This is a genomic window from Nostoc sp. DedQUE05 (assembly GCF_034530955.1).
Lineage (GTDB): Bacteria > Cyanobacteriota > Cyanobacteriia > Cyanobacteriales > Nostocaceae > Nostoc.
In genome coordinates this window covers 118781-136515 of record NZ_JAVRCB010000002.1, presented here as the reverse complement: position 1 = coordinate 136515, position 17735 = coordinate 118781, and the positions used below count along the sequence as shown (strand labels likewise).

Here is a 17735-nt window from a genome sequence, read left to right as displayed (position 1 = left end):
TTATTTACATAGTTAGTATTTACCTTATTCTAAAATACTTTTTCAATTTACCAATCAGCCGCAATCTAAATTATTTTATGTTTCCTTGCGGTTACAATACATTACCAAAAGTATAAATAATCCTATCCCTGCTAGATATTTAATCGGCTCAGGTACGTTAGGATTAGGGGAGAAAAAGCCTTCGATCGCACCAGCAATAATCAACATTGGTACAATCCCAAATACTAGCTGCACTGCTTGATAACCATAGAATTTCAATGCATCTCCACGGCGATATTTACCAGGAAATAAAATTGCTTTAGCTAATAAAAATCCCGCTCCCCCAGCAAAAAAGATTGCAGGTAATTCTAAGGAACCATGCGGAAATACAAAGGCCCAAAAAGGATAAGCCAGATTATTTTGACCGACTAAAGTACTAACAGCACCAATTAATAAACCATTAAATACCATCAAATAGGCTGTGTATGCTCCACCTGTCATACCACCAGCGACAGCCCCAAAAGATACCGACAAATTATTGATTGCGATCCCGCTAGATGCCAGAGGTTCAACACCAACAATTGAACCCATCCATAATTTATGTTCATCTCGTACCTTGGTAATCAAGCTTTCAGGTACGATTAAAGGCATAAAGCTGGGGTTTTGCCAGGAATACCACCAAGCTACTAGTGCGCCTAGAAAAAACAGCGCCGTTGCCGCAGCAATATATACAAATGTTTTCTGGACTACAGATGGTAATCCCCAACGATAAAATTCTAGGATTGCCTGCCATTCTTGTCGCCGCGAACCTTGGTAAATCTGCGTGTAAGCACGAGTTGTTAAAGATTGTAAACTTTGGATTAAAGTATTGCCGATTTTCTGAGTGCGGGCGCGTGCCAAATCTGCCGCTACGGAACGATACAAACTCGCTAACTCTCTAATTTCTGCTGCTCGTAGGGACTTTAACCCTTTTTTTTCTATCTGCCTTAATAAGGCATCTAAACGCTGCCAATTCGGTTCTCGTCGCGCAATCCAACGTTGAATATTCATGAATTTTGGGAACACTGAGTTTAACTTAGCTTAAGATAGCCTCAAATTGATCTCCGTAATTTCAAGGGAAATTTAGCATTATGTCTGAAAACTTTGGATCTTCCGGCCAGATACAACCACTGAGTATCGGTAACGTTGTCAGTGCTGCGGTACGGTTGTATCGTTCTCATTTGAAGACTTATCTTAACCTAGCTGCGATCGCGCACTTGTGGGTTCTAGTTCCTGTGTATGGTTGGGCAAAATATGCAGCCATCTCTGGACTAATTTCACGCTTGGCTTTTGGAGAATTGATTTACCAACCTGAAGGTGTTCAAACTGCCAGGAGCCATATTAATCCACGTCTTTGGTCATTTTTAAGAGTTGGTTTGCAAGTAGGTATATATTTACTGCTAATTTATATTGGATTAGCAATCGTGGGCGGTGTAGTAGCTAGCTTGATTGGAGTAGCATTAGGAGGAATATTAGGTACTTCAGGCGTTATAGTCATAACCACATTGGTAATAATTGTAACGGCAGGCATTATATTGTTAGGACTAACCTGGTTCTACTCTCGTTGGATAGTAGCTGAAGTACCCTTAGCAGTTGAGGAAAATATCAATGGTGGCGAAAGTGTTGCCAGAAGTTGGGAGTTAACTAAAGCCTCAGTCTTTCGCATTCAAGGCATTGTTTTAGTTGCTTTTATCGTTACAATGCCGTTGGTGTTTGTATTAAACTATATACCTAGCTTATTCCTAATTAAACTTGAGCCTGGTACTGCTATTTACTCGATTGTGTATATTATTTCTGTGATTGGCAGTTTGATCGGTGGAGTTTTAGTCATGCCATTTTGGCAAGCACTAAAAGCTGTTTTATACTTGGACTTGCGTAGTCGGCGTGAAGGTCTAGGTTTGCAATTACGAGAACCTCCCTCGCAAGATTTTCGTTAACTCAACATCTTAATCCAACTCTATTAATTTTGAATTAGTTAAAATATGCGCTTTTTTAATCGCATCACATTCCAGACTCCAGAAAGTGTAGAGTTGGAATTCACTCTCGCGGGAATCGGTAATCGAGTTTTGGCACTCCTGATTGACTATACAGTGTTGGGTGTAACTTTGCTTCTGTTTGTCCTTACTTGGAGTGTCTTCTCGACACAGCTGTTAAATTTTGTTGAATATTTTTTTAAAAAATTAACAAATTTAGATATTTGGTTGTTAGCAATTTTCTTCATTATCGCCTTTGCAATTTACATCGGCTATTTTGTATTTTTTGAAACCTTATGGTTTGGGGAAACTCCTGGTAAACGGTTTGCCAAAATTCGTGTAGTTCGAGATGATGGTAGACTGATCGGGCTACAACAAGCAACGCTACGTGCTTTACTGCGACCCTTTGATGAAACTTTGTTTATCGGTGCTTTTTTAATTATGTTGGGTAGCCGTGAAAAGCGCTTAGGTGATTTGGCTGCTGGCACAATTGTAATTCAAGCCCAAACACCCACTACATCTGCAAGATTGACAATTTCGGAACAGGCAAAAGGACTTCATGAACAGTTAATCGAAATTGCTGATTTATCGCAATTGATGCCAGATGATTTTGCTGTTATCCGTGAGTATTTACAGCGACGTGGTGCAATGTCGTTAAAGGCAAGAACCTCACTATCTCTAAAGCTAGCCGAGCAAGTTAAAGCTATTATTAATTTAGAAAAATTGCCAGAAGCTGTTACGCCTGATGTTTTTTTAGAAGCAATTTACCTCGGTTATCAACAACCGAAATTTTAAGCTAATTACTAATGAGTAGTCAGTAGTCAGTGAGTAGAAACTACTGACTACTAATTAAAGGACTTTCAAATAAAAAAATATCCAATTATTTATTGTGGGATGGGCGACACGAGCGCCCAGTAACCAAAGGCGGGCAAGATGCCCACCCCACAAGATTGGATAATTTATTTCTTGGAAGTCCCTAATTACTTAAAAATCCAGAATCGGCCAGTCTGATTCACGATAATAGCGTGTCATGTTGTCAAACTTTCGTAATTCAACACGATCGATCGAGAATTCTGGCAAATTCAACAGCCATTGTTCATTCAATTGAGAAAGTATAGTGCTGAAGTTTATCCGGTCTAGGTCAGATGGAACCTCCCCAAAATAGGCTAATGTAACATGGGCTGTGAAGTGATAATGCTGCTCAATACCCAAGGCAATTAACTTGGGATTTTGATAAATTGTTCGACGAAATTGAATAATTTCCTCGTAACAGCGTTCATCTTGGGGGACTAAACAAATGGCTATGGCTCTTGGCATCAGTATTAGTCCCAGCATTTGCCATTTAATTGGATGACTTCTGTTTGTCACCAATTGTTGATATTTTTGAAATATTTCAGCTAAACAAGAGTGTAACTCCTCGTCAAATTTAGGATTTTTTTCGTAGGCATCAAGGTAAGCATTGTCCCAAATTAAATCCGCTAAAGTCAGATGGAAGCTAGCAGGAGGTACAGGTACAATCAAATTACGGTTTACAGGCAACTGCAAAAGTTCCTGTTGATAAGTCTGTAATTTGGCATAGAAAGCAGAATTGTGTGATTCTTCTTCTGCCGGCGGGGTAATTAGCGTATAGCCAGGAAAGGATGCCGCTTGTCTCAACCCAGAATGTAGCTGAAATTTAGAAGATTCCTGAATATGCTGGGCTTGGGATCTGTAGGCTTCTGGCAGCGTCAGTCTTGCTAACCGATTTAAGTAAGTTTGATAGTTGTCGTCCAATCTTCATAGCCTCACGCTCTCACTTGATAGATTTTAGGGAAAATTACCTTGATTAAGAGAATGATTTCAAAAGTATTTAATTTTTGCGAATGGGGAATGGGGAGATGAGAGAGATAGGGGGACAAGGGGCATAGGTGTCAACTTCAGCTGGAAATAGCTTATCTGTTGGCTTACATCCCCGCCCAGAAATAAATTTTCCGGCTTTTAGCTTAACTCTACTGAAGTAGACTGGAGATTTTTGGCGATATTTAGTCATCTTCAGATGACTTGAGCTATGAGACGGGAATTGAAATTCCCGGCGGACAAGGGGTTTTGCGTTAAGTTGACACGTATGGACAAGGGGGTAAACAAAACTCCTAACTCTTAACTCCTAACTCAGCACTCCTAATGCCCATCTACTAAGAGGTTTATCTATGCCAATCTATGTTTACTGGGGTGAAGATGATTTTGCGATGGAAAAGGCGATCGCACTTTTGCGCGATCGCGTCCTCGATCCCCTATGGACAAGTTTTAATTACACTGCATTCTCCCCAGATCGAGCTGATGCTGCTATCCAGGCGTTAAATCAGGTGATGACGCCTACTTTTGGCGCTGGTGGGCGTTTGGTATGGCTGATAAACACCACTCTGTGTCAGCACTGTCCTGAGAATGTGTTGGCAGAATTGGGGCGATCGCTAAGTGTCATTCCCGAAAACTCATTTTTATTGCTCACCAGCCGCAATAAGCCAGATGAACGCCTCAAATCCACGAAATTGTTAAAACAGTTTGCTACCGAATTCCGAGAATTTCCTCTCATCCCACCTTGGAAAACAGAATTACTGGTGCAATCTGTTAATCAAGCAGCCCAGACTGTAGGCGTGAAACTGACTGCCAATACTTCCCATCTGTTGGCAGAAGCCGTAGGAAATGATACACGGCTCCTTTATAATGAGTTAGAGAAATTACGGCTATATGTCCAAGATAGCAATCAGCCTTTAGACACAGATACTGTTACAAAGTTAGTAAGAAATACTACCCAAAATAGCTTACAATTAGCAGCAGCAATCAGAACAGGAGATACAGGTAAAGCTTTGACAACACTAGCAGATTTGAGCAATGCTTCCGAGCCGGGATTACGGATAGTTGCGACACTGATTGGACAATTTCGCACCTGGCTGTGGGTGAAGATTATGATAGAAAGTGGGGAACGGAATCAACAAGCGATCGCTGTTGCCGCTGACATCGGTAATCCCAAACGAATTTACTTCTTACAGCAAGAAATTAAGCTGCTTTCTGTGCAACAGTTAATCTTTTGCTTACCCCTACTGCTGGAATTAGAGGTTAGCCTTAAGCAAGGAGCATCAGAAATGTCAACACTCCAGACAAAAGTAATCGAACTTTGTCAAGTATGCCGAGGAAATTGACAATCAAATATAAAAGCTTAATCTATTGAGCAGTTCCTGGAACTTCCAACTCTGAAAATAATTCAAAGTTCTTATAATATCCCTGATGTAGTTTCGTGTCATACACTATATGAAGAAAATTTCTGATTTATTTTCTCGAACTAGCCGAAAGCGAACCCTGTCGCGATCTTTATTTTTCGGTGCGATCGCTACTGTAAGTGTGATTTCTAACGGTTTTTCATTGAGTTCTAAAGCTGACGCTCAAACTCCAGCACCAATAGTTAACAATACTGAAATCGACAGTTACGCTCAAGCCGTGCTAGCAATGGAGCCAGCCCGTCAAAATGCTTTTGAAGAAATTAAAAAACTTATTGGCAATGGAGAAATCCCCCAAATTGTTTGCAACGATTCTAATAGCATAAATGGTCTTCCAAAGAAGGCTCAAGATATCGCAGTTAACTACTGTAACCACGCTCAAAAAATTGTCGAAGATAATGGTTTAAAATTTGAACAGTTCAATAAAATTACTATAGAATTACAAAATAATACGATTTTAAAAAGGCAGGTTTACAATACCCTATTACGCCTGCAACAACCTGCTGAGTCTCGATAAGTAGAAGGGGCTACTTCAATTAAGGCACTTAGTAAGAAAGTGGCTAATTACTATGGGAATCAAAACTCAATTATTCGGACATTATCGTAGTCCTATTTGATTCATGAAAATATAGATAAGGCAACGAACCTCTTTCTCTAGGAGACATAGGGGTGAATTTAATTCATATTCCCCAATGCCCCATTTCTAAGTCCGTCCTAATATTCTTCGGTTAAGGCAAGAGACGCGATGAATCGTTGTCTCTACAATAATTGGTCTTTCGGAGTAGCATCATCTGTTAACGTTGCGGCTGGAATTCTCTTTTGTTCTCACATCCTTGTGGGGCATACTGATGTCGCTGACTAAACTCCAGGGGGTGGGGGCAGAGGGGCAAAAGAGCCGAGGTGGGCATTCTTCAGAAGTGGTAGTTTGACGGTAAACGTCGCTCCTTGTTCTTTGCCTGGGCTATCTGCGCGGACAGTACCGCCATGTAATTCTACTAAATGACGGACGATGGCTAATCCTAGTCCTAATCCACCATAGATTCTAGTGCTAGAACTATCAGCTTGACGAAAGCGATCGAAAACGTAAGGAAGAAAATCAGGACTGATACCAATGCCTGTATCAATCACCTGAATTTGGGCATATTTATCTGTTGTCTGTTGTTTTTCTTGTCCACTAACCACTGACAATTGCAACTCTACCCTTCCGCCAACGGGTGTAAATTTGATGGCATTGGATAGCAGATTCCAGATAATTTGTTGTAAGCGCTCGAAATCCCCGGAAACTAAATATTGAGAATTTTCACTCGGCTTGCTGTCATTGGAATGTTGATTAGTTTGAGATTGTGCTGCTGGAAATTCGAGATTTTCGCGATTAACTCCTAATTCCCAATCTGAATTTGGTGTTGCTTTTGAGGAAATTAGGGAAAATCTCAAATCGATTTCCTTGGATTGAGCGGCTAAACTAACAGTCTTGATGGCTGACTCAATTATGGGAACCAAATTACAAGTACGGACATTGAGGCGTAACTGGCCTCTACTCATCCGCGATATATCCAGTAAGTCTTCAATTAACTGGGTTTGCGCTTTGGCGTTGCGTTCAATTGTCTCCGTTGCTCTAGCCATTTGGCTATCACTGAGCTTGCTTCGTTGCAGTAATTGCGCCCAGCCAAGGATGGCATTGAGGGGCGATCGCAATTCGTGCGATAATATCCCTAGAAACTCATCCTTCATCCGGTTGGCTTGTTGTAACTGCTCAGTTTGTTGTTGCAAAGAAGCAATTAAACTAGCCCGTTCCATTGCGATCGCTATTTGGTCGCATACTGCTTGCATCATCCCTTTTTGATTGTCGGTGAAGCTTAACCGAGTGCGGCTGCCAAAAGAAAGAGTACCTAATAACCGTCCTTGGGCTATTAATGGGTATGCATAATAAGCTGTAATTCCAAAAGAACGAATCAATTCTGTTTTCGGGTCAATTGATTGCTGCACATTCTCTAGAGCAATTGCACAACGCTCCTGGGCAACAGTCCTACAAACCGCTTCACCAAATTCCAAGGACTCGATTTGGTTTGCTAGTTCTGGGGAAAAGCCGCTGTAAGACTCTAGCCGCATTACCTGAGAGTTATCCTCAACCAAATAGTTAAAGTAAATATCTAAACCAATTTGGTCTCTTAGTTTTTGGTAGACGCTATCGATTAGTACTACTGGTTGCTGACTCGATAATAAATCATTGGCTGTGTCAAATAGTAGCTTTAACCTTTTGTAACTTAATGAGAGGGCTTTTTGTGCAGTCTTGAGGTTGCTGATTTCTTGGAACACTAAGATACAGGTAGCCGGATGACCGTGCATTGCTGGTAAGGTATCAGCAAATACTAGTAGAGAGCGCACGCCAGCGGGAGTATGCCAGTCCACCTCCAATCCATTCAGGCTTTCGCCACGGGCAACCCGTACTCCTGGCATCAGTTCATTGGGGATGCGATCGCCAGCTGCATCTGTATAGTAGTAAGCTGTGTGATAATCTTCGGCGGGTATCCCTTTGGGAAATTCGCCCCCAGCTAATTCGTCAGCAGAGCGATTGGCAAAAGTTACCCGCGCCGTTCCTGGTTCGATAAACAGCAATGGTCTTGGCATCAGATTTAACACATTCTCTAGCCATTTTTGCTGCTTTAGGAGTACTTCCTCTGCCTGTTTGCGCTCCGTAATATCTAAAAATGCGCCAACGCTTCCTCTGGTTTTACCCTCTTCGTCAAACAGGGGTGCAACGTACTCCAACAGCTTGACAATTTTGCCATTTTCATGAATGACATCGAGTTCATAATCGATCACCTCAACACCATGAGCAGCAGAGTACTGCATTGGGAGTTCTTCTGTTGACAGTTCCCTTCCCTGGCGATAGATTTTAAAGCTTGTTGGTCTTTCGTCCAAGTCAGCACTGAGGGAGGCATTTGTATCTGACGATATCCCCAACTGCTTCGCAAAAGAAAGGTTGACCTTAATATTTTGGCATTTTGGATCTTCGGCAATGCCAATTCCAATGGGAATTACCTCCAACAAAGTTTGTAATTCAGTTATGCGGCGCTGTAGATCCCTGTTTAGCTGTAAGATTTGTTCCTGGGTCTGCTTTTGCTCGCTGATGTCACGAGTTACAGTTGCTAAGGCAATTGGCTGACCTGTTTTGTTATCTGTAACAGTGAAGATATTGTAATCAACTGGTATCGGTTGACCTGTTTGGAGATGCCGGAAGCAAAATTCTCCCTGCCAGCGCCCTTCTGATAGCACAGTCGGCAGTATATATTTTTGAAAATAGGCTTTGTCTTTGGGCATGAAGTAATCTAATACTGCTTTTTGCCTGACTTCATTCAGGTTGGCAAACCCTACCAACTTTTGACCTGCATCATTTATGTAGAGTAATTGACCCTCAAGGGTGGCAATGCCGATAAAGTCAGAGCTATTTTCTACAAGCAATGCTAATTTTTGTTGTTCTGCTTCTGCTTGTTTGCGTTCGCTCAAATCGAGGATAAAGGCTACTGACTCTTCGCGGTTTTCTCCTAGCAGGACGTAACCAACTAAAATCGGGATACGGCTACCATCCTTGCGAATAAATTCTTTCTCGTAGGGCGTACAAGCAGCGTCGGTGTTTCCTTGGGCTTCAGCGATACCTTGTTCGTCTAAATATAAATACTCTGGTGGTGTGATATTGCGCCAACTGAACTTACCAGTTAACAAATCCTCCCGCGCGTAACCAATCATCCTCAAGAATTCGTCGTTTGCTTGCTGGATACCGCCATACACATCGCTAAAGAGAATACCGATGACGTTAGCATCTACAAAACTTCCTAGTTTAGCTTCGTAGGTTCTCAGTGCTTTTTGGGCAAGGTCGCGTTGATAGCTGAGGCGTTCAATAACCCTGGCACTTTGCCAAATCAAAATAGTAAAAATTACAATCAAAACGATCGCAAATACCGATATTGCAAATGCCGGATCGTATTGTCCTGCCCGTTGACCTTCGACAATTACCCATCCTAATATAAAAGGTACTGCGATCGCGGCAACTAGTAAACGACGTGCAAGTAAGCCGCCGTAACTATCACTTGTAACTACCCTCATTAAGCCATGTTCTGCCCGCGCCCATAGAATCCCTATACTTAGTAATAAGAACAACAGCGCTGTGTGTAACGCCATTGATGTTGTATAAGGAGCGAGTCCGTAAAGAACTTTCACTTGGTAGGCATAGCCCATCAGCGCCTGAAAGGAAATTAAAGTAGCAATCAGAGTAATAATTTGGGCATACCAATAACTGCGGTGGCTTTTTGGATGAATCAGAATTTGTAGAGCGACACTGACTAGTATAAAGTTCAGTGCTGTGTTCACCCCCATCCGCCCCGGATGCAATGTCGCTATACTAGTTCGCGAATCACGAAACACCAGTTCGTCAATGCCGAGATTCCAGCCGAATATATATTGACATAGAGTAAGCGCCGCAATTGTGGTGACAGCTATTGCACAGACCTGAGAGATGAGAAAAGTAAGTACGGGCAAGGAGGCTGTGGAACTATGCGGGTAATTTTGAATTCTTCTTTCCCCCCTGCTCGACGGCAGTTGCTCCTGGGGGAAACCCCCAAGACCGCACTGCCTCCCCTGCTCCCCTGCTCCCCTGCTCCCCTGCTCATCTTTGAAAAATAGCCACAGTGACACACCAGACAACACAAAACACAACGCCGTGTTGACTTTCATCGTGGCAGGACTACCAGGGAAGCCGCGCTTAAGAACCTCAATTCCAAGACACCAGCCAACTAATACCAAGCTACCAACAAAAACAGCGATCGCACTTGCGACTCTTGCCACAAGTGCATTTGTAGAGATTTTAAATCTATCTTGCAGCCGCAAGCGGTTAATATTTAACATTGAGTGTTCTCTAACCGCATCTATCTAGCGTGGTAAACTTACGTATTTCTTACGAGCTAATCATTGATGTTCTTTGTATTGTAGGTTACACTTCGGCTACTTTTTCATCTACCTCTATGCATATTTTTTCTTGCATAATTTCAAGTAGGAAATAATGGTGGCTCAAAAACCACCTTTACGAGTATTTCAGAATTGTAGGCTATGTCGCTTACCGTCATCTTGAAAGCGTTGCTCTCCAACACCTACAAGTTCTACGATCGCTTCTCGCAGTGGAGGTGTCCACTTTCCAACTCTTGCTGCAATTTCCACTACTGTTTGGCTTGCCTGGGTAAATACACGGATGTTAGTTATTGAGTGGTTATTATCTTGATACTTGCTTGTCTGTCCATCATCTTCAAATAACTGATATTCGTTGTTACCAGGCCAAATTCGTAACCGAATCTCGTCGAGTGGCGATTCATCAACGTATTGGCTGACAGGTTGCATAGGGACGATCGCACCGCTACGGACATACAGTGGCATTCTTTCTAATGGTGCATGAGCAAGAATGTGAATCGGGCCTTCATAGCGATCGCCACTCCACCAATCATACCAAGTGCCAGAGGGTAAGTAGACAGCTCGATGCTCAACTCCAGGGCGGTAAATTGGTGCAGCCATCAGCGATGCACCTAGCAATACTTGATCGTAGAGGCTGTAGGTTTTCGGATCGTTGGGGAAGTGGTATAATAATGGTCTTAAAATCGGTGCGCCCGTTGTTGCCGCTTCCCAAAAAAGACTGTAGATATAGGGAAGTAACTGGTAACGTAGATTAATGTATTCTCGACAGATATTTTCAACGCGATCGCCAAATACCCAAGGTTCATGACGAGCAGTAGACATTGCCGAGTGACCGCGCATCAATGGGTAAAGCATTCCTACCTGCATCCACCGAGCGAATAATTCAGCAGTGGCGTTACCAGCAAACCCGCCAATATCGCAACCCACAAATCCCACACCCGAAAGTCCCATGTTACAAAGCATCGGCAGAGACATTTCTAAATGCTCCCACAACGATTGGTTATCTCCCATCCACACAGAAGACCAGCGTTGCACACCAGCATAACCCGATCGCGTTAACACAAAAGATCGCTGTGAACTTCGATGCCGTCTCAACCCTTCATAGCAAGCTTTAGCCATCATCAACCCATACAAATTATGCACTTCTGTATGAGTTACATCAATTCCTAATTTTGAATTTTGAATTTTGAATTTTGAATTTTGTCCTCCCTGCGGTGCATCTAGGGGAAACCAAATCTTTTCACCATCATCGCCGAAAGGGCGATCGTTTATGGCAGGTTCATTCATATCATTCCAAATTCCTGCCACACCGATATCAGTTAGGCTTTTGTGTAAATCAGCCCACCAGTTACTCACATCAGGACGTAAAAAATCAGGAAAAACAGCTTTCTCAGGCCAAACATAGCCGTGAAACAACGTACCATCAGCTTTACGCACAAAATAGTCGTTTTCTATTCCTTCGTCAAAAACATGATAATTACCTTCTGGTTCATATTTCACACCAGGATCGATAATTGTGACTGTTTTGAAACCATCTTCTGCTAAATCACTGATGAGTTTTGCCGCATTTGCGAAGCGTTGAGGACTCCAAGTAAACACTCGATAGCCCCGCATATAGTCAATATCCAAGTGAATAACATCGCAGGGAATGCGGCGTTGACGAAATTCCTTTGCTAGTTCTTGCACAACGTTTTCTGATTCGTAACTCCAACGGCATTGATGATAACCTAGCGCCCATTTCGGCGGTAATGGCATTCTCCCAGTTAGTTGAGTGTAAGTCTCTAGGATTTGGGCTGGTTCGGGGCCGTAAATAATGTAATAATCCAATTCACCGCCACGAGTTTCCATCTTCCAAATACCTGGTTGTTCAGCACCGATATCGAACTGACTCCAAAAAGTAGTGTTGAAAAAGATGCCATAGCTTACTTGCGGACGCAAAGCCATAAAAAATGGAATTGCCTGGTACATTTCATCAGTCAGCGAATCATAATCTAAGGCATCCGTTGTCCAGTTAGTTTTTACTTCGCTGAGTTTATCCAGAAAGCCAGTACGTTCGCCAAAGCCATAAAAATGTTCGTCGGCTGCAATTTCCTTCCACCCTGCAACTGCACCCATCCGCCAACCCATTCCCATATCTGCATCTTGGGCGAAGGGACGATTAGCTTTGTCAAAACAGGCGATGCGACACTTTTCCCGCTGAACGCACACACGAATCTGTGCTGTTTCAATTTCGATTGTTGCTTCAGTTTCGCGCACTGCAAAAGGTGTTATTGCCCATTCTGCATCATCTGGCGTCACTGCCCAAGAGCGGCGGGGCATAAATTCCCCATTTGGTGCAAAACGCACGCGGATTAAATTCGGAGTAAGTACGCTGATGGTCAGGCGTGAGTCGCCACAGTCAAAATTAACAATATTATTTTCCCAGGTTACAGCTTTTACATTGTTAACAGTTGTCCAAGCTTGGTTTGTGGTGGGTAATTTTCCGAAATATTGCGGCATATCAGTTATTTAGCAGGTAAACACTTATCCGCATTCATGATTACAGAGATACTCACCCTCAAACTCTTTCTTTCGCTAGAAGTTGCTGAAAGATGAGCAGATATTTTTTATCAAAATTGTTTTTATAATGTACAAACTTGTGCATTGGTCTTTCAATCCGCGATAAATATCAAAGTTAAAATTGCATAATTTAAACAATTTTCTGGAATAGGCTAATGTAGTAATGTAGATTATTTACTGTAGTACATAAGGAGGACGAACTATGACTGAATTACTAGCAGTCCGGGTTACTTTGACCATTCCAACTCAAAGAACGCAAGGCGCAGAGATTCTGTTCAGTCCTCTTTTCTACAGGAATGAAAACTAGAATTCACAGACATTCTGGTGTGGGGAGAACTCCCTGCATAGAAGTGTCTTCCTCTGTGGAACCTTGTGCAAAACAAGTAGCACACATCGAGGAAACATCAATGAATTTGGATTATTTAGGCTGGAGTAACTTTTTTGCTCGCAGTTTTGAACCCTATCGCTTACAAGGATTTAGCGTTGGTAGGGTTGCTATTGAATACAGAAATACTTACACCCTCTATAGCGAACAAGGGGAACTTTCAGCAGAAGTTTCAGGTAAATTGCGGCATCGGGCTTCTCAACCACAAGATTTTCCCGCCGTTGGAGATTGGGTTGTAATTAGTGTTAGAGAATCTGAAGGACGAGCCACTATCAACGAGATTTTACCCAGGAAAAGCAAGTTTTCTCGTAAGACGGTGGGTAGTAAAACAGAAGAACAAATTGTTGCAGCGAATATTGATACAGTCTTCTTAGTCTCAGGATTGGATGGCGATTTTAACCCAAGAAGAGTTGAGCGTTATCTGATTCTGGCTTGGGAAAGTGGTGCAAATCCGGTAATTATGTTAAATAAAGCAGATTTGTGCAATTCTCTGGAAGAGTATTTAACCCAAGTAGAAGCAGTTGCTTTGGGTGTACCAATTGTAGTTTTAAGTGCCACCAATCATCAAGGATTGGATGCCTTAAAACCTTACTTGCAACCAGGACAAACAGTTGCTTTGTTGGGGTCTTCTGGTGTTGGTAAATCCACCATCACCAACCAACTGCAAGGTGCATCTGTGCAAGTTGTGCAACCAGTACGGCAAGGTGATGACCGAGGTAGACACACAACAACTAATCGTGAGTTGATTTTGCTCTCTACTGGCGGATTAATTATTGATACTCCAGGAATGCGGGAAATTCAAATTTGGGCAGGTGATGAAGGTTTGCAAGAAACTTTTGCAGACATCGAAACTTTAGCGCAAGAATGCCATTTCCGCAATTGTCAGCATAATAACGAACCGGGTTGTGTCGTGCAGCAGGCTTTGGCTGAGGGAGAACTTGATTATTCTAGATTTCTTAGCTACCAAAAGTTACAAAAAGAACTCGACTACCTTAACCGCAAACAAGACCAAAGGGCGCAATTAGCTGAGAAAGAACGATGGAAGAAGATTCATAAATCTATGCGAAATCATCACAAACGCTAGTAGTCTGTCAACCCAAAAATGTGCTTGTGAGGACTGGGGAAAGGGGAAAGGGAAAAGGGTAAGGGATTTAAACCCTTTCCCCCTGCCCCTTATCCCCAAAGGGGGCCCCACCTTCCCCCTTCCCCTTTTCTCCGCCAAGTTCCCTTGGCAGACTACTAGAGGCAGGGAACCAGTCATACCTTACCTTGCCTACTATACGGCTTAACTTAGTGCCAGTTTAACGACCGGTCATTTGTTCCAGCTTTTCGGGATACCGAGCGCCTTGCACCGCAATTTTGGAGGCGGCGTCATCGATGTCACGCAGATCGTCGGGTGTGAGTTCAACTGAGACTGCCCCGATGTTTTCGTCCAAGCGATGCAGCTTTGTGGTGCCTGGAATCGGAACAATCCACGGCTTCTGGGCCAGCAGCCAGGCGATCGCAATTTGAGCAGGTGTCGCCTGCTTCCGTTCGGCGATGCTGCCGAGCAGATCGATCAGGGCTTGATTCACTTTGAGAGCCTCCTTAGTGAAGCGAGGCAGGGTGCTGCGGAAGTCGGAGCTGTCAAAAGTCGTGCTTTCGTCGATCTTGCCCGTGAGAAAGCCCTTGCCCAAAGGGCTGTAGGGGACAAAGCCGATGCCAAGTTCCTCCAGGGTCGGTATCACTTCCGCTTCAGGCTTTCTCCACCACAGTGAGTACTCGCTCTGGAGAGCAGTGACAGGCTGAACGGCGTGGGCGCGACGAATCGTTTGCACTCCTGCTTCTGAGAGTCCAAAGTGCCTCACCTTACCTGACTGAATCAGTTCTTTCACCGCTCCTGCCACGTCTTCGATCGGCACGTTCGGGTCAACCCGGTGCTGATAGAGCAGGTCGATCGCCTCGACCTTGAGTCGCTTGAGTGAACCCTCTACGACTTCCTTAATATGCTCCGGTCGGCTATTCAATCCGGGTGAACCCTTCATCCCACGAGGATCGGAATTCGGACTGATGTCGAACCCGAATTTGGTGGCGATCGCCACTCGATCGCGGAAGGGAGCGAGGGCTTCGCCCACCAGTTCTTCGTTTAGGAACGGGCCGTAGACCTCGGCGGTGTCAAAGAATGTTATGCCGCGTTCGATAGCGGCCCCCAGAAGAGCGGTCATCTCTTGTGTGTCTTTGGGCGGGCCATAAGAAAAGCTCATTCCCATACAGCCCAGCCCGATCGCCGAGACTTCCAGATTACTGTTTCCAAGTTTGCGCTTTTGCATTTTTTGAACTCCTGTCTTTGATTTAAAGGTCGAACTGTCTTAATCTACGATCAGGTCTGGTATTGTTCGTTGCTGACCTGTTCCATTTAGTCCACAGTCTTGCCGTCGATTTGTTGCTGAATGGCAATGTGCATCATGTCCGTGGATTTGATGATGATGCTTCTTGCGCGATCGCTAGAACGAACCATCTGTTGATTTCGATAGCTCTTCATGGGCGCGCGTCGCCTGCAACCGTTCCTCGACAGCCGACGCGATCGTCGCAAGGGCATCACTTCCGGCAACGAACAACTTCGGCGGATTCTCCATCCCGGCGATTTTGACCAGAGCATCGCCCAACTTTGCTGGGTCACCCTGCTGCGTGCCGTTGTAGACCGACCAAGCTGGTAATACCGCAAAGTCGGCAGTTGGCGACGAACAATCACTGCACTGTTTGACCGCCATCGACGACCAAGGCGTGTCCGATGATAAAGGCAGCCGCGTCTGAACACAGCCAGACAACGGCATTGGAAATCTCTTCGGGCTGGCCCATCCGTCCGACCGGCTCCTCCGAGATTACCTGCTTGCGTCCTTCAGCAGTGCCGCCAGTGAAGCGATCCATCATCGGTGTGTTAATGTAACCAGGGGCAACGGCGTTGACGCGGATGTTTTGCGAGGCATAATCGAGAGCCGCCGACTTGGTGAGTCCGATTACGCCGTGTTTTGCGGCGGTGTATGCGGCTCCGCCCTTGATGCCTATGACCCCAGCACCCGATGATGTGTTCACGATCGCGCCGCCACCTTGCTTGAGTAGCAACGGAATTTCATACTTCATGCACAGAAAAACGCCGCGCAGGTCGATGTCTACGATCCGATCCCACTCTTCCTCTTCGATTTGGGCTGTTGCTGTATTTTTCTGCTCCACGCCGGCGTTGTTGAAGGCAAAGTCCAGCCGCCCGAAGGTTTCAATGGTCTTGGAAAGAGCTGCCTTCACGTCCTCAGCTTGCGTTACGTTGCACTTGACGGCGATCGCTCGTCCGCCGAGTTCTTCGATCGTGCGTGCCGTTTCTTGATTGCCCTGTTCTGAAACGTCGGCGACCACTACATTAGCGCCCTCACGGGCAAATGCCAGCGCCGTAGCTCGACCGATGCCGTTCGCTGCTCCGGTTACAAACGCAACTTTTCCTGTGTACTTTCCATTCTCGTTCGTTGTCATGATTTTTTTCCTTTAATTCTTTACTTAACAAGCCTGTCGCCCCTTTTATTACGATTGAACAAGCTCGATTGTCACTTCTACAGAGCCAGGCACATTAAATGCCTCGATGCCACCATCTATTTTTCCGAGGATAACGAGTCCGTTTGCGTATCCAGAATCTCTATAAAACATCGCCAAATTCCCCCAAGGAGCGTAATAAGCAATATCTCCAACAGCAGGATCGCTGCCTGGGGGTGCATCTTCTGTAGATAATCTTTTTGGCAGATCGCTGATTTTTTCGGTTGTCGCGTAATCTTCTAACGTCAGCGTTAATGGCAGCAGGGAAATAAAATCCTCAGTGGTTTTGCTGTCGATTAAAGTGGCTGTAACAACTTTGTCTTTGACCTTGATGTTTATCTTCATACTGTCTGCCTGCTTGGTTGATATTTCAGTCGGCATCTTCAACGAGGCACTGCTAGTAATATTGTTGTCGGCACGGCAGGCTGAGTAATTCAGGGACATCGCTAGGGCGAGAACCAAAATCAGCATTCTCTGCTGGCAGTTTTTCCCCTTGATGAAAAACCATCTCAACAGCACTAAGATATTCCTCCATACTGCTCGTCGCTGACATGCTCCATCCAGTCCACAGGCTTACCATCGAGCCATTCCTGAATAGCGATGTGCGTCATCGCCGTGGTTGCTGTAGCACCGTGCCAATGCTTCTCACCCGGCGAGATCCAGATTGCGTCACCCGGTCGAATTTCCTCGATCGCGCCACCCCAGCGCTGTACAAGACCACAGCCAGCCGTCACGATCAAGGTTTGTCCCAATGGGTGCGTGTGCCATGCTGTCCGAGCGCCAGGCTCAAACGTGACACTGGCTCCAGACGTGCGTGCTGGATCGTGCGCCTCGAATAGGGGATCGATGCGGACAGTGCCGGTAAAATAATCAGCCGGCCCTTTGGCAGAAGGCTGTGAGCCACTTCTTTTGATGTCCATTTTCTTAATTCCTTCACTTGATGTAATTTTTGTGGCTAGGAGGCAAGCCTCTTACCCAATCAAAACTGAGTTTTTTATTAAATAAAAATCCAGAATGCTTATAAGAAGCCGA

Annotated in this window: 15 protein-coding genes; 6 read left to right on the top strand and 9 right to left on the bottom strand. The window is 44.5% G+C overall.

Annotated features, from left to right (window positions below; genetic code table 11):
- Positions 1–75 precede the first annotated feature (75 nt).
- Positions 76–1029, bottom strand: a complete 954-nt coding sequence (locus tag RMZ42_RS02760; RefSeq protein WP_322669955.1) for a stage II sporulation protein M — start codon at positions 1027–1029, stop codon at positions 76–78.
- Positions 1030–1109: 80 nt separating this feature from the next.
- Here RMZ42_RS02760 and RMZ42_RS02755 point away from each other — a divergent pair, with 80 nt between their 5' ends.
- Entirely contained in the window at positions 1110–1955 is an 846-nt protein-coding gene (locus tag RMZ42_RS02755) for a hypothetical protein (protein ID WP_322669954.1), read from the top strand.
- 45 nt (positions 1956–2000) lie between these two features.
- Positions 2001–2786, top strand: coding sequence for an RDD family protein (locus RMZ42_RS02750; protein ID WP_322669953.1), 786 nt, complete (start codon positions 2001–2003; stop codon positions 2784–2786).
- Positions 2787–2975: 189 nt separating this feature from the next.
- Here the strand turns inward: RMZ42_RS02750 and RMZ42_RS02745 are convergent, their stop codons facing one another.
- Positions 2976–3764 carry a DUF1868 domain-containing protein gene (locus RMZ42_RS02745; protein WP_322669952.1) on the bottom strand — a complete coding sequence of 263 codons (789 nt, stop codon included), beginning with the start codon at positions 3762–3764 and terminating at the stop codon, positions 2976–2978.
- Between the two features lie 413 nt (positions 3765–4177).
- Here RMZ42_RS02745 and holA point away from each other — a divergent pair, with 413 nt between their 5' ends.
- Together holA and RMZ42_RS02735 are read left to right on the top strand one after the other, a co-directional pair.
- Positions 4178–5167, top strand: a complete 990-nt coding sequence (gene holA, locus RMZ42_RS02740; protein WP_322669951.1) for a DNA polymerase III subunit delta — start codon at positions 4178–4180, stop codon at positions 5165–5167.
- Positions 5168–5276: 109 nt separating this feature from the next.
- The gene (locus RMZ42_RS02735) at positions 5277–5759 is read left to right on the top strand and encodes a DUF4168 domain-containing protein (protein WP_322669950.1); all 483 of its coding nucleotides are present in this window, start codon (positions 5277–5279) and stop codon (positions 5757–5759) included.
- 341 nt (positions 5760–6100) lie between these two features.
- On the opposite strand, the gene RMZ42_RS02730 is transcribed toward RMZ42_RS02735, so the two are convergent.
- Both RMZ42_RS02730 and RMZ42_RS02725 read right to left on the bottom strand, forming a co-directional pair.
- On the bottom strand, positions 6101–10144 hold the full coding sequence (locus RMZ42_RS02730) for a PAS domain S-box protein (protein ID WP_322669949.1): 4044 nt from the start codon (positions 10142–10144) through the stop codon (positions 6101–6103).
- Between the two features lie 186 nt (positions 10145–10330).
- The gene (locus RMZ42_RS02725) at positions 10331–12700 is read right to left on the bottom strand and encodes a glycoside hydrolase family 31 protein (protein WP_322669948.1); all 2370 of its coding nucleotides are present in this window, start codon (positions 12698–12700) and stop codon (positions 10331–10333) included.
- Between the two features lie 467 nt (positions 12701–13167).
- Between RMZ42_RS02725 and rsgA the strand changes: the two genes are divergently transcribed.
- Positions 13168–14229: a ribosome small subunit-dependent GTPase A gene (gene rsgA, locus RMZ42_RS02720; protein ID WP_322670046.1), complete on the top strand. Its 1062-nt coding sequence runs from the start codon at positions 13168–13170 to the stop codon at positions 14227–14229.
- 217 nt (positions 14230–14446) lie between these two features.
- On the opposite strand, the gene RMZ42_RS02715 is transcribed toward rsgA, so the two are convergent.
- Together RMZ42_RS02715 and RMZ42_RS02710 are read right to left on the bottom strand one after the other, a co-directional pair.
- Complete coding sequence (locus RMZ42_RS02715) at positions 14447–15454, bottom strand: aldo/keto reductase (RefSeq protein ID WP_322669947.1); 1008 nt, start codon at positions 15452–15454, stop codon at positions 14447–14449.
- A gap of 86 nt (positions 15455–15540) precedes the next feature.
- On the bottom strand, positions 15541–15666 hold the full coding sequence (locus RMZ42_RS02710; RefSeq protein WP_322669946.1) for a hypothetical protein: 126 nt from the start codon (positions 15664–15666) through the stop codon (positions 15541–15543).
- Here RMZ42_RS02710 and RMZ42_RS02705 point away from each other — a divergent pair.
- Positions 15665–15841, top strand: coding sequence for a hypothetical protein (locus RMZ42_RS02705; protein WP_322669945.1), 177 nt, complete (start codon positions 15665–15667; stop codon positions 15839–15841). The two genes, RMZ42_RS02710 and RMZ42_RS02705, sit on opposite strands and share 2 nt — an antisense overlap.
- Positions 15842–15872: 31 nt before the next feature.
- On the opposite strand, the gene RMZ42_RS02700 is transcribed toward RMZ42_RS02705, so the two are convergent.
- Genes RMZ42_RS02700 through RMZ42_RS02690 form a run of 3 tightly spaced genes read right to left on the bottom strand, consistent with a single transcriptional unit; the run spans position 15873 to position 17623 of the window.
- Positions 15873–16646, bottom strand: a complete 774-nt coding sequence (locus tag RMZ42_RS02700; protein ID WP_322669944.1) for an SDR family oxidoreductase — start codon at positions 16644–16646, stop codon at positions 15873–15875.
- Positions 16647–16694: 48 nt separating this feature from the next.
- Complete coding sequence (locus tag RMZ42_RS02695; RefSeq protein ID WP_322669943.1) at positions 16695–17222, bottom strand: cyclophilin-like fold protein; 528 nt, start codon at positions 17220–17222, stop codon at positions 16695–16697.
- A complete protein-coding gene (locus RMZ42_RS02690; protein WP_322669942.1) occupies positions 17222–17623 on the bottom strand; it encodes a cupin domain-containing protein in 402 nt (133 codons plus the stop codon). The genes RMZ42_RS02695 and RMZ42_RS02690 overlap by 1 nt, the downstream gene beginning before the upstream one ends.
- Between the last annotated feature and the right edge of the window lie 112 nt (positions 17624–17735).

Bases quoted from the DNA above. Each gene is read 5' to 3' on its own strand.
- RMZ42_RS02715 (WP_322669947.1), bottom strand. From the start codon at position 15,454: ATGCAAAAGCGCAAACTTGGAAACAGTAATCTGGAAGTCTCGGCGATC.
- RMZ42_RS02730 (WP_322669949.1), bottom strand. From the start codon at position 10,144: ATGTTAAATATTAACCGCTTGCGGCTGCAAGATAGATTTAAAATCTCT.
- RMZ42_RS02690 (WP_322669942.1), bottom strand. From the start codon at position 17,623: ATGGACATCAAAAGAAGTGGCTCACAGCCTTCTGCCAAAGGGCCGGCT.
- RMZ42_RS02735 (WP_322669950.1), top strand. From the start codon at position 5,277: ATGAAGAAAATTTCTGATTTATTTTCTCGAACTAGCCGAAAGCGAACC.
- RMZ42_RS02710 (WP_322669946.1), bottom strand. From the start codon at position 15,666: ATGAAGAGCTATCGAAATCAACAGATGGTTCGTTCTAGCGATCGCGCA.
- RMZ42_RS02755 (WP_322669954.1), top strand. From the start codon at position 1,110: ATGTCTGAAAACTTTGGATCTTCCGGCCAGATACAACCACTGAGTATC.
- RMZ42_RS02700 (WP_322669944.1), bottom strand. From the start codon at position 16,646: ATGACAACGAACGAGAATGGAAAGTACACAGGAAAAGTTGCGTTTGTA.
- RMZ42_RS02760 (WP_322669955.1), bottom strand. From the start codon at position 1,029: ATGAATATTCAACGTTGGATTGCGCGACGAGAACCGAATTGGCAGCGT.
- rsgA (WP_322670046.1), top strand. From the start codon at position 13,168: ATGAATTTGGATTATTTAGGCTGGAGTAACTTTTTTGCTCGCAGTTTT.
- holA (WP_322669951.1), top strand. From the start codon at position 4,178: ATGCCAATCTATGTTTACTGGGGTGAAGATGATTTTGCGATGGAAAAG.
- RMZ42_RS02750 (WP_322669953.1), top strand. From the start codon at position 2,001: ATGCGCTTTTTTAATCGCATCACATTCCAGACTCCAGAAAGTGTAGAG.
- RMZ42_RS02725 (WP_322669948.1), bottom strand. From the start codon at position 12,700: ATGCCGCAATATTTCGGAAAATTACCCACCACAAACCAAGCTTGGACA.
- RMZ42_RS02705 (WP_322669945.1), top strand. From the start codon at position 15,665: ATGGGCGCGCGTCGCCTGCAACCGTTCCTCGACAGCCGACGCGATCGT.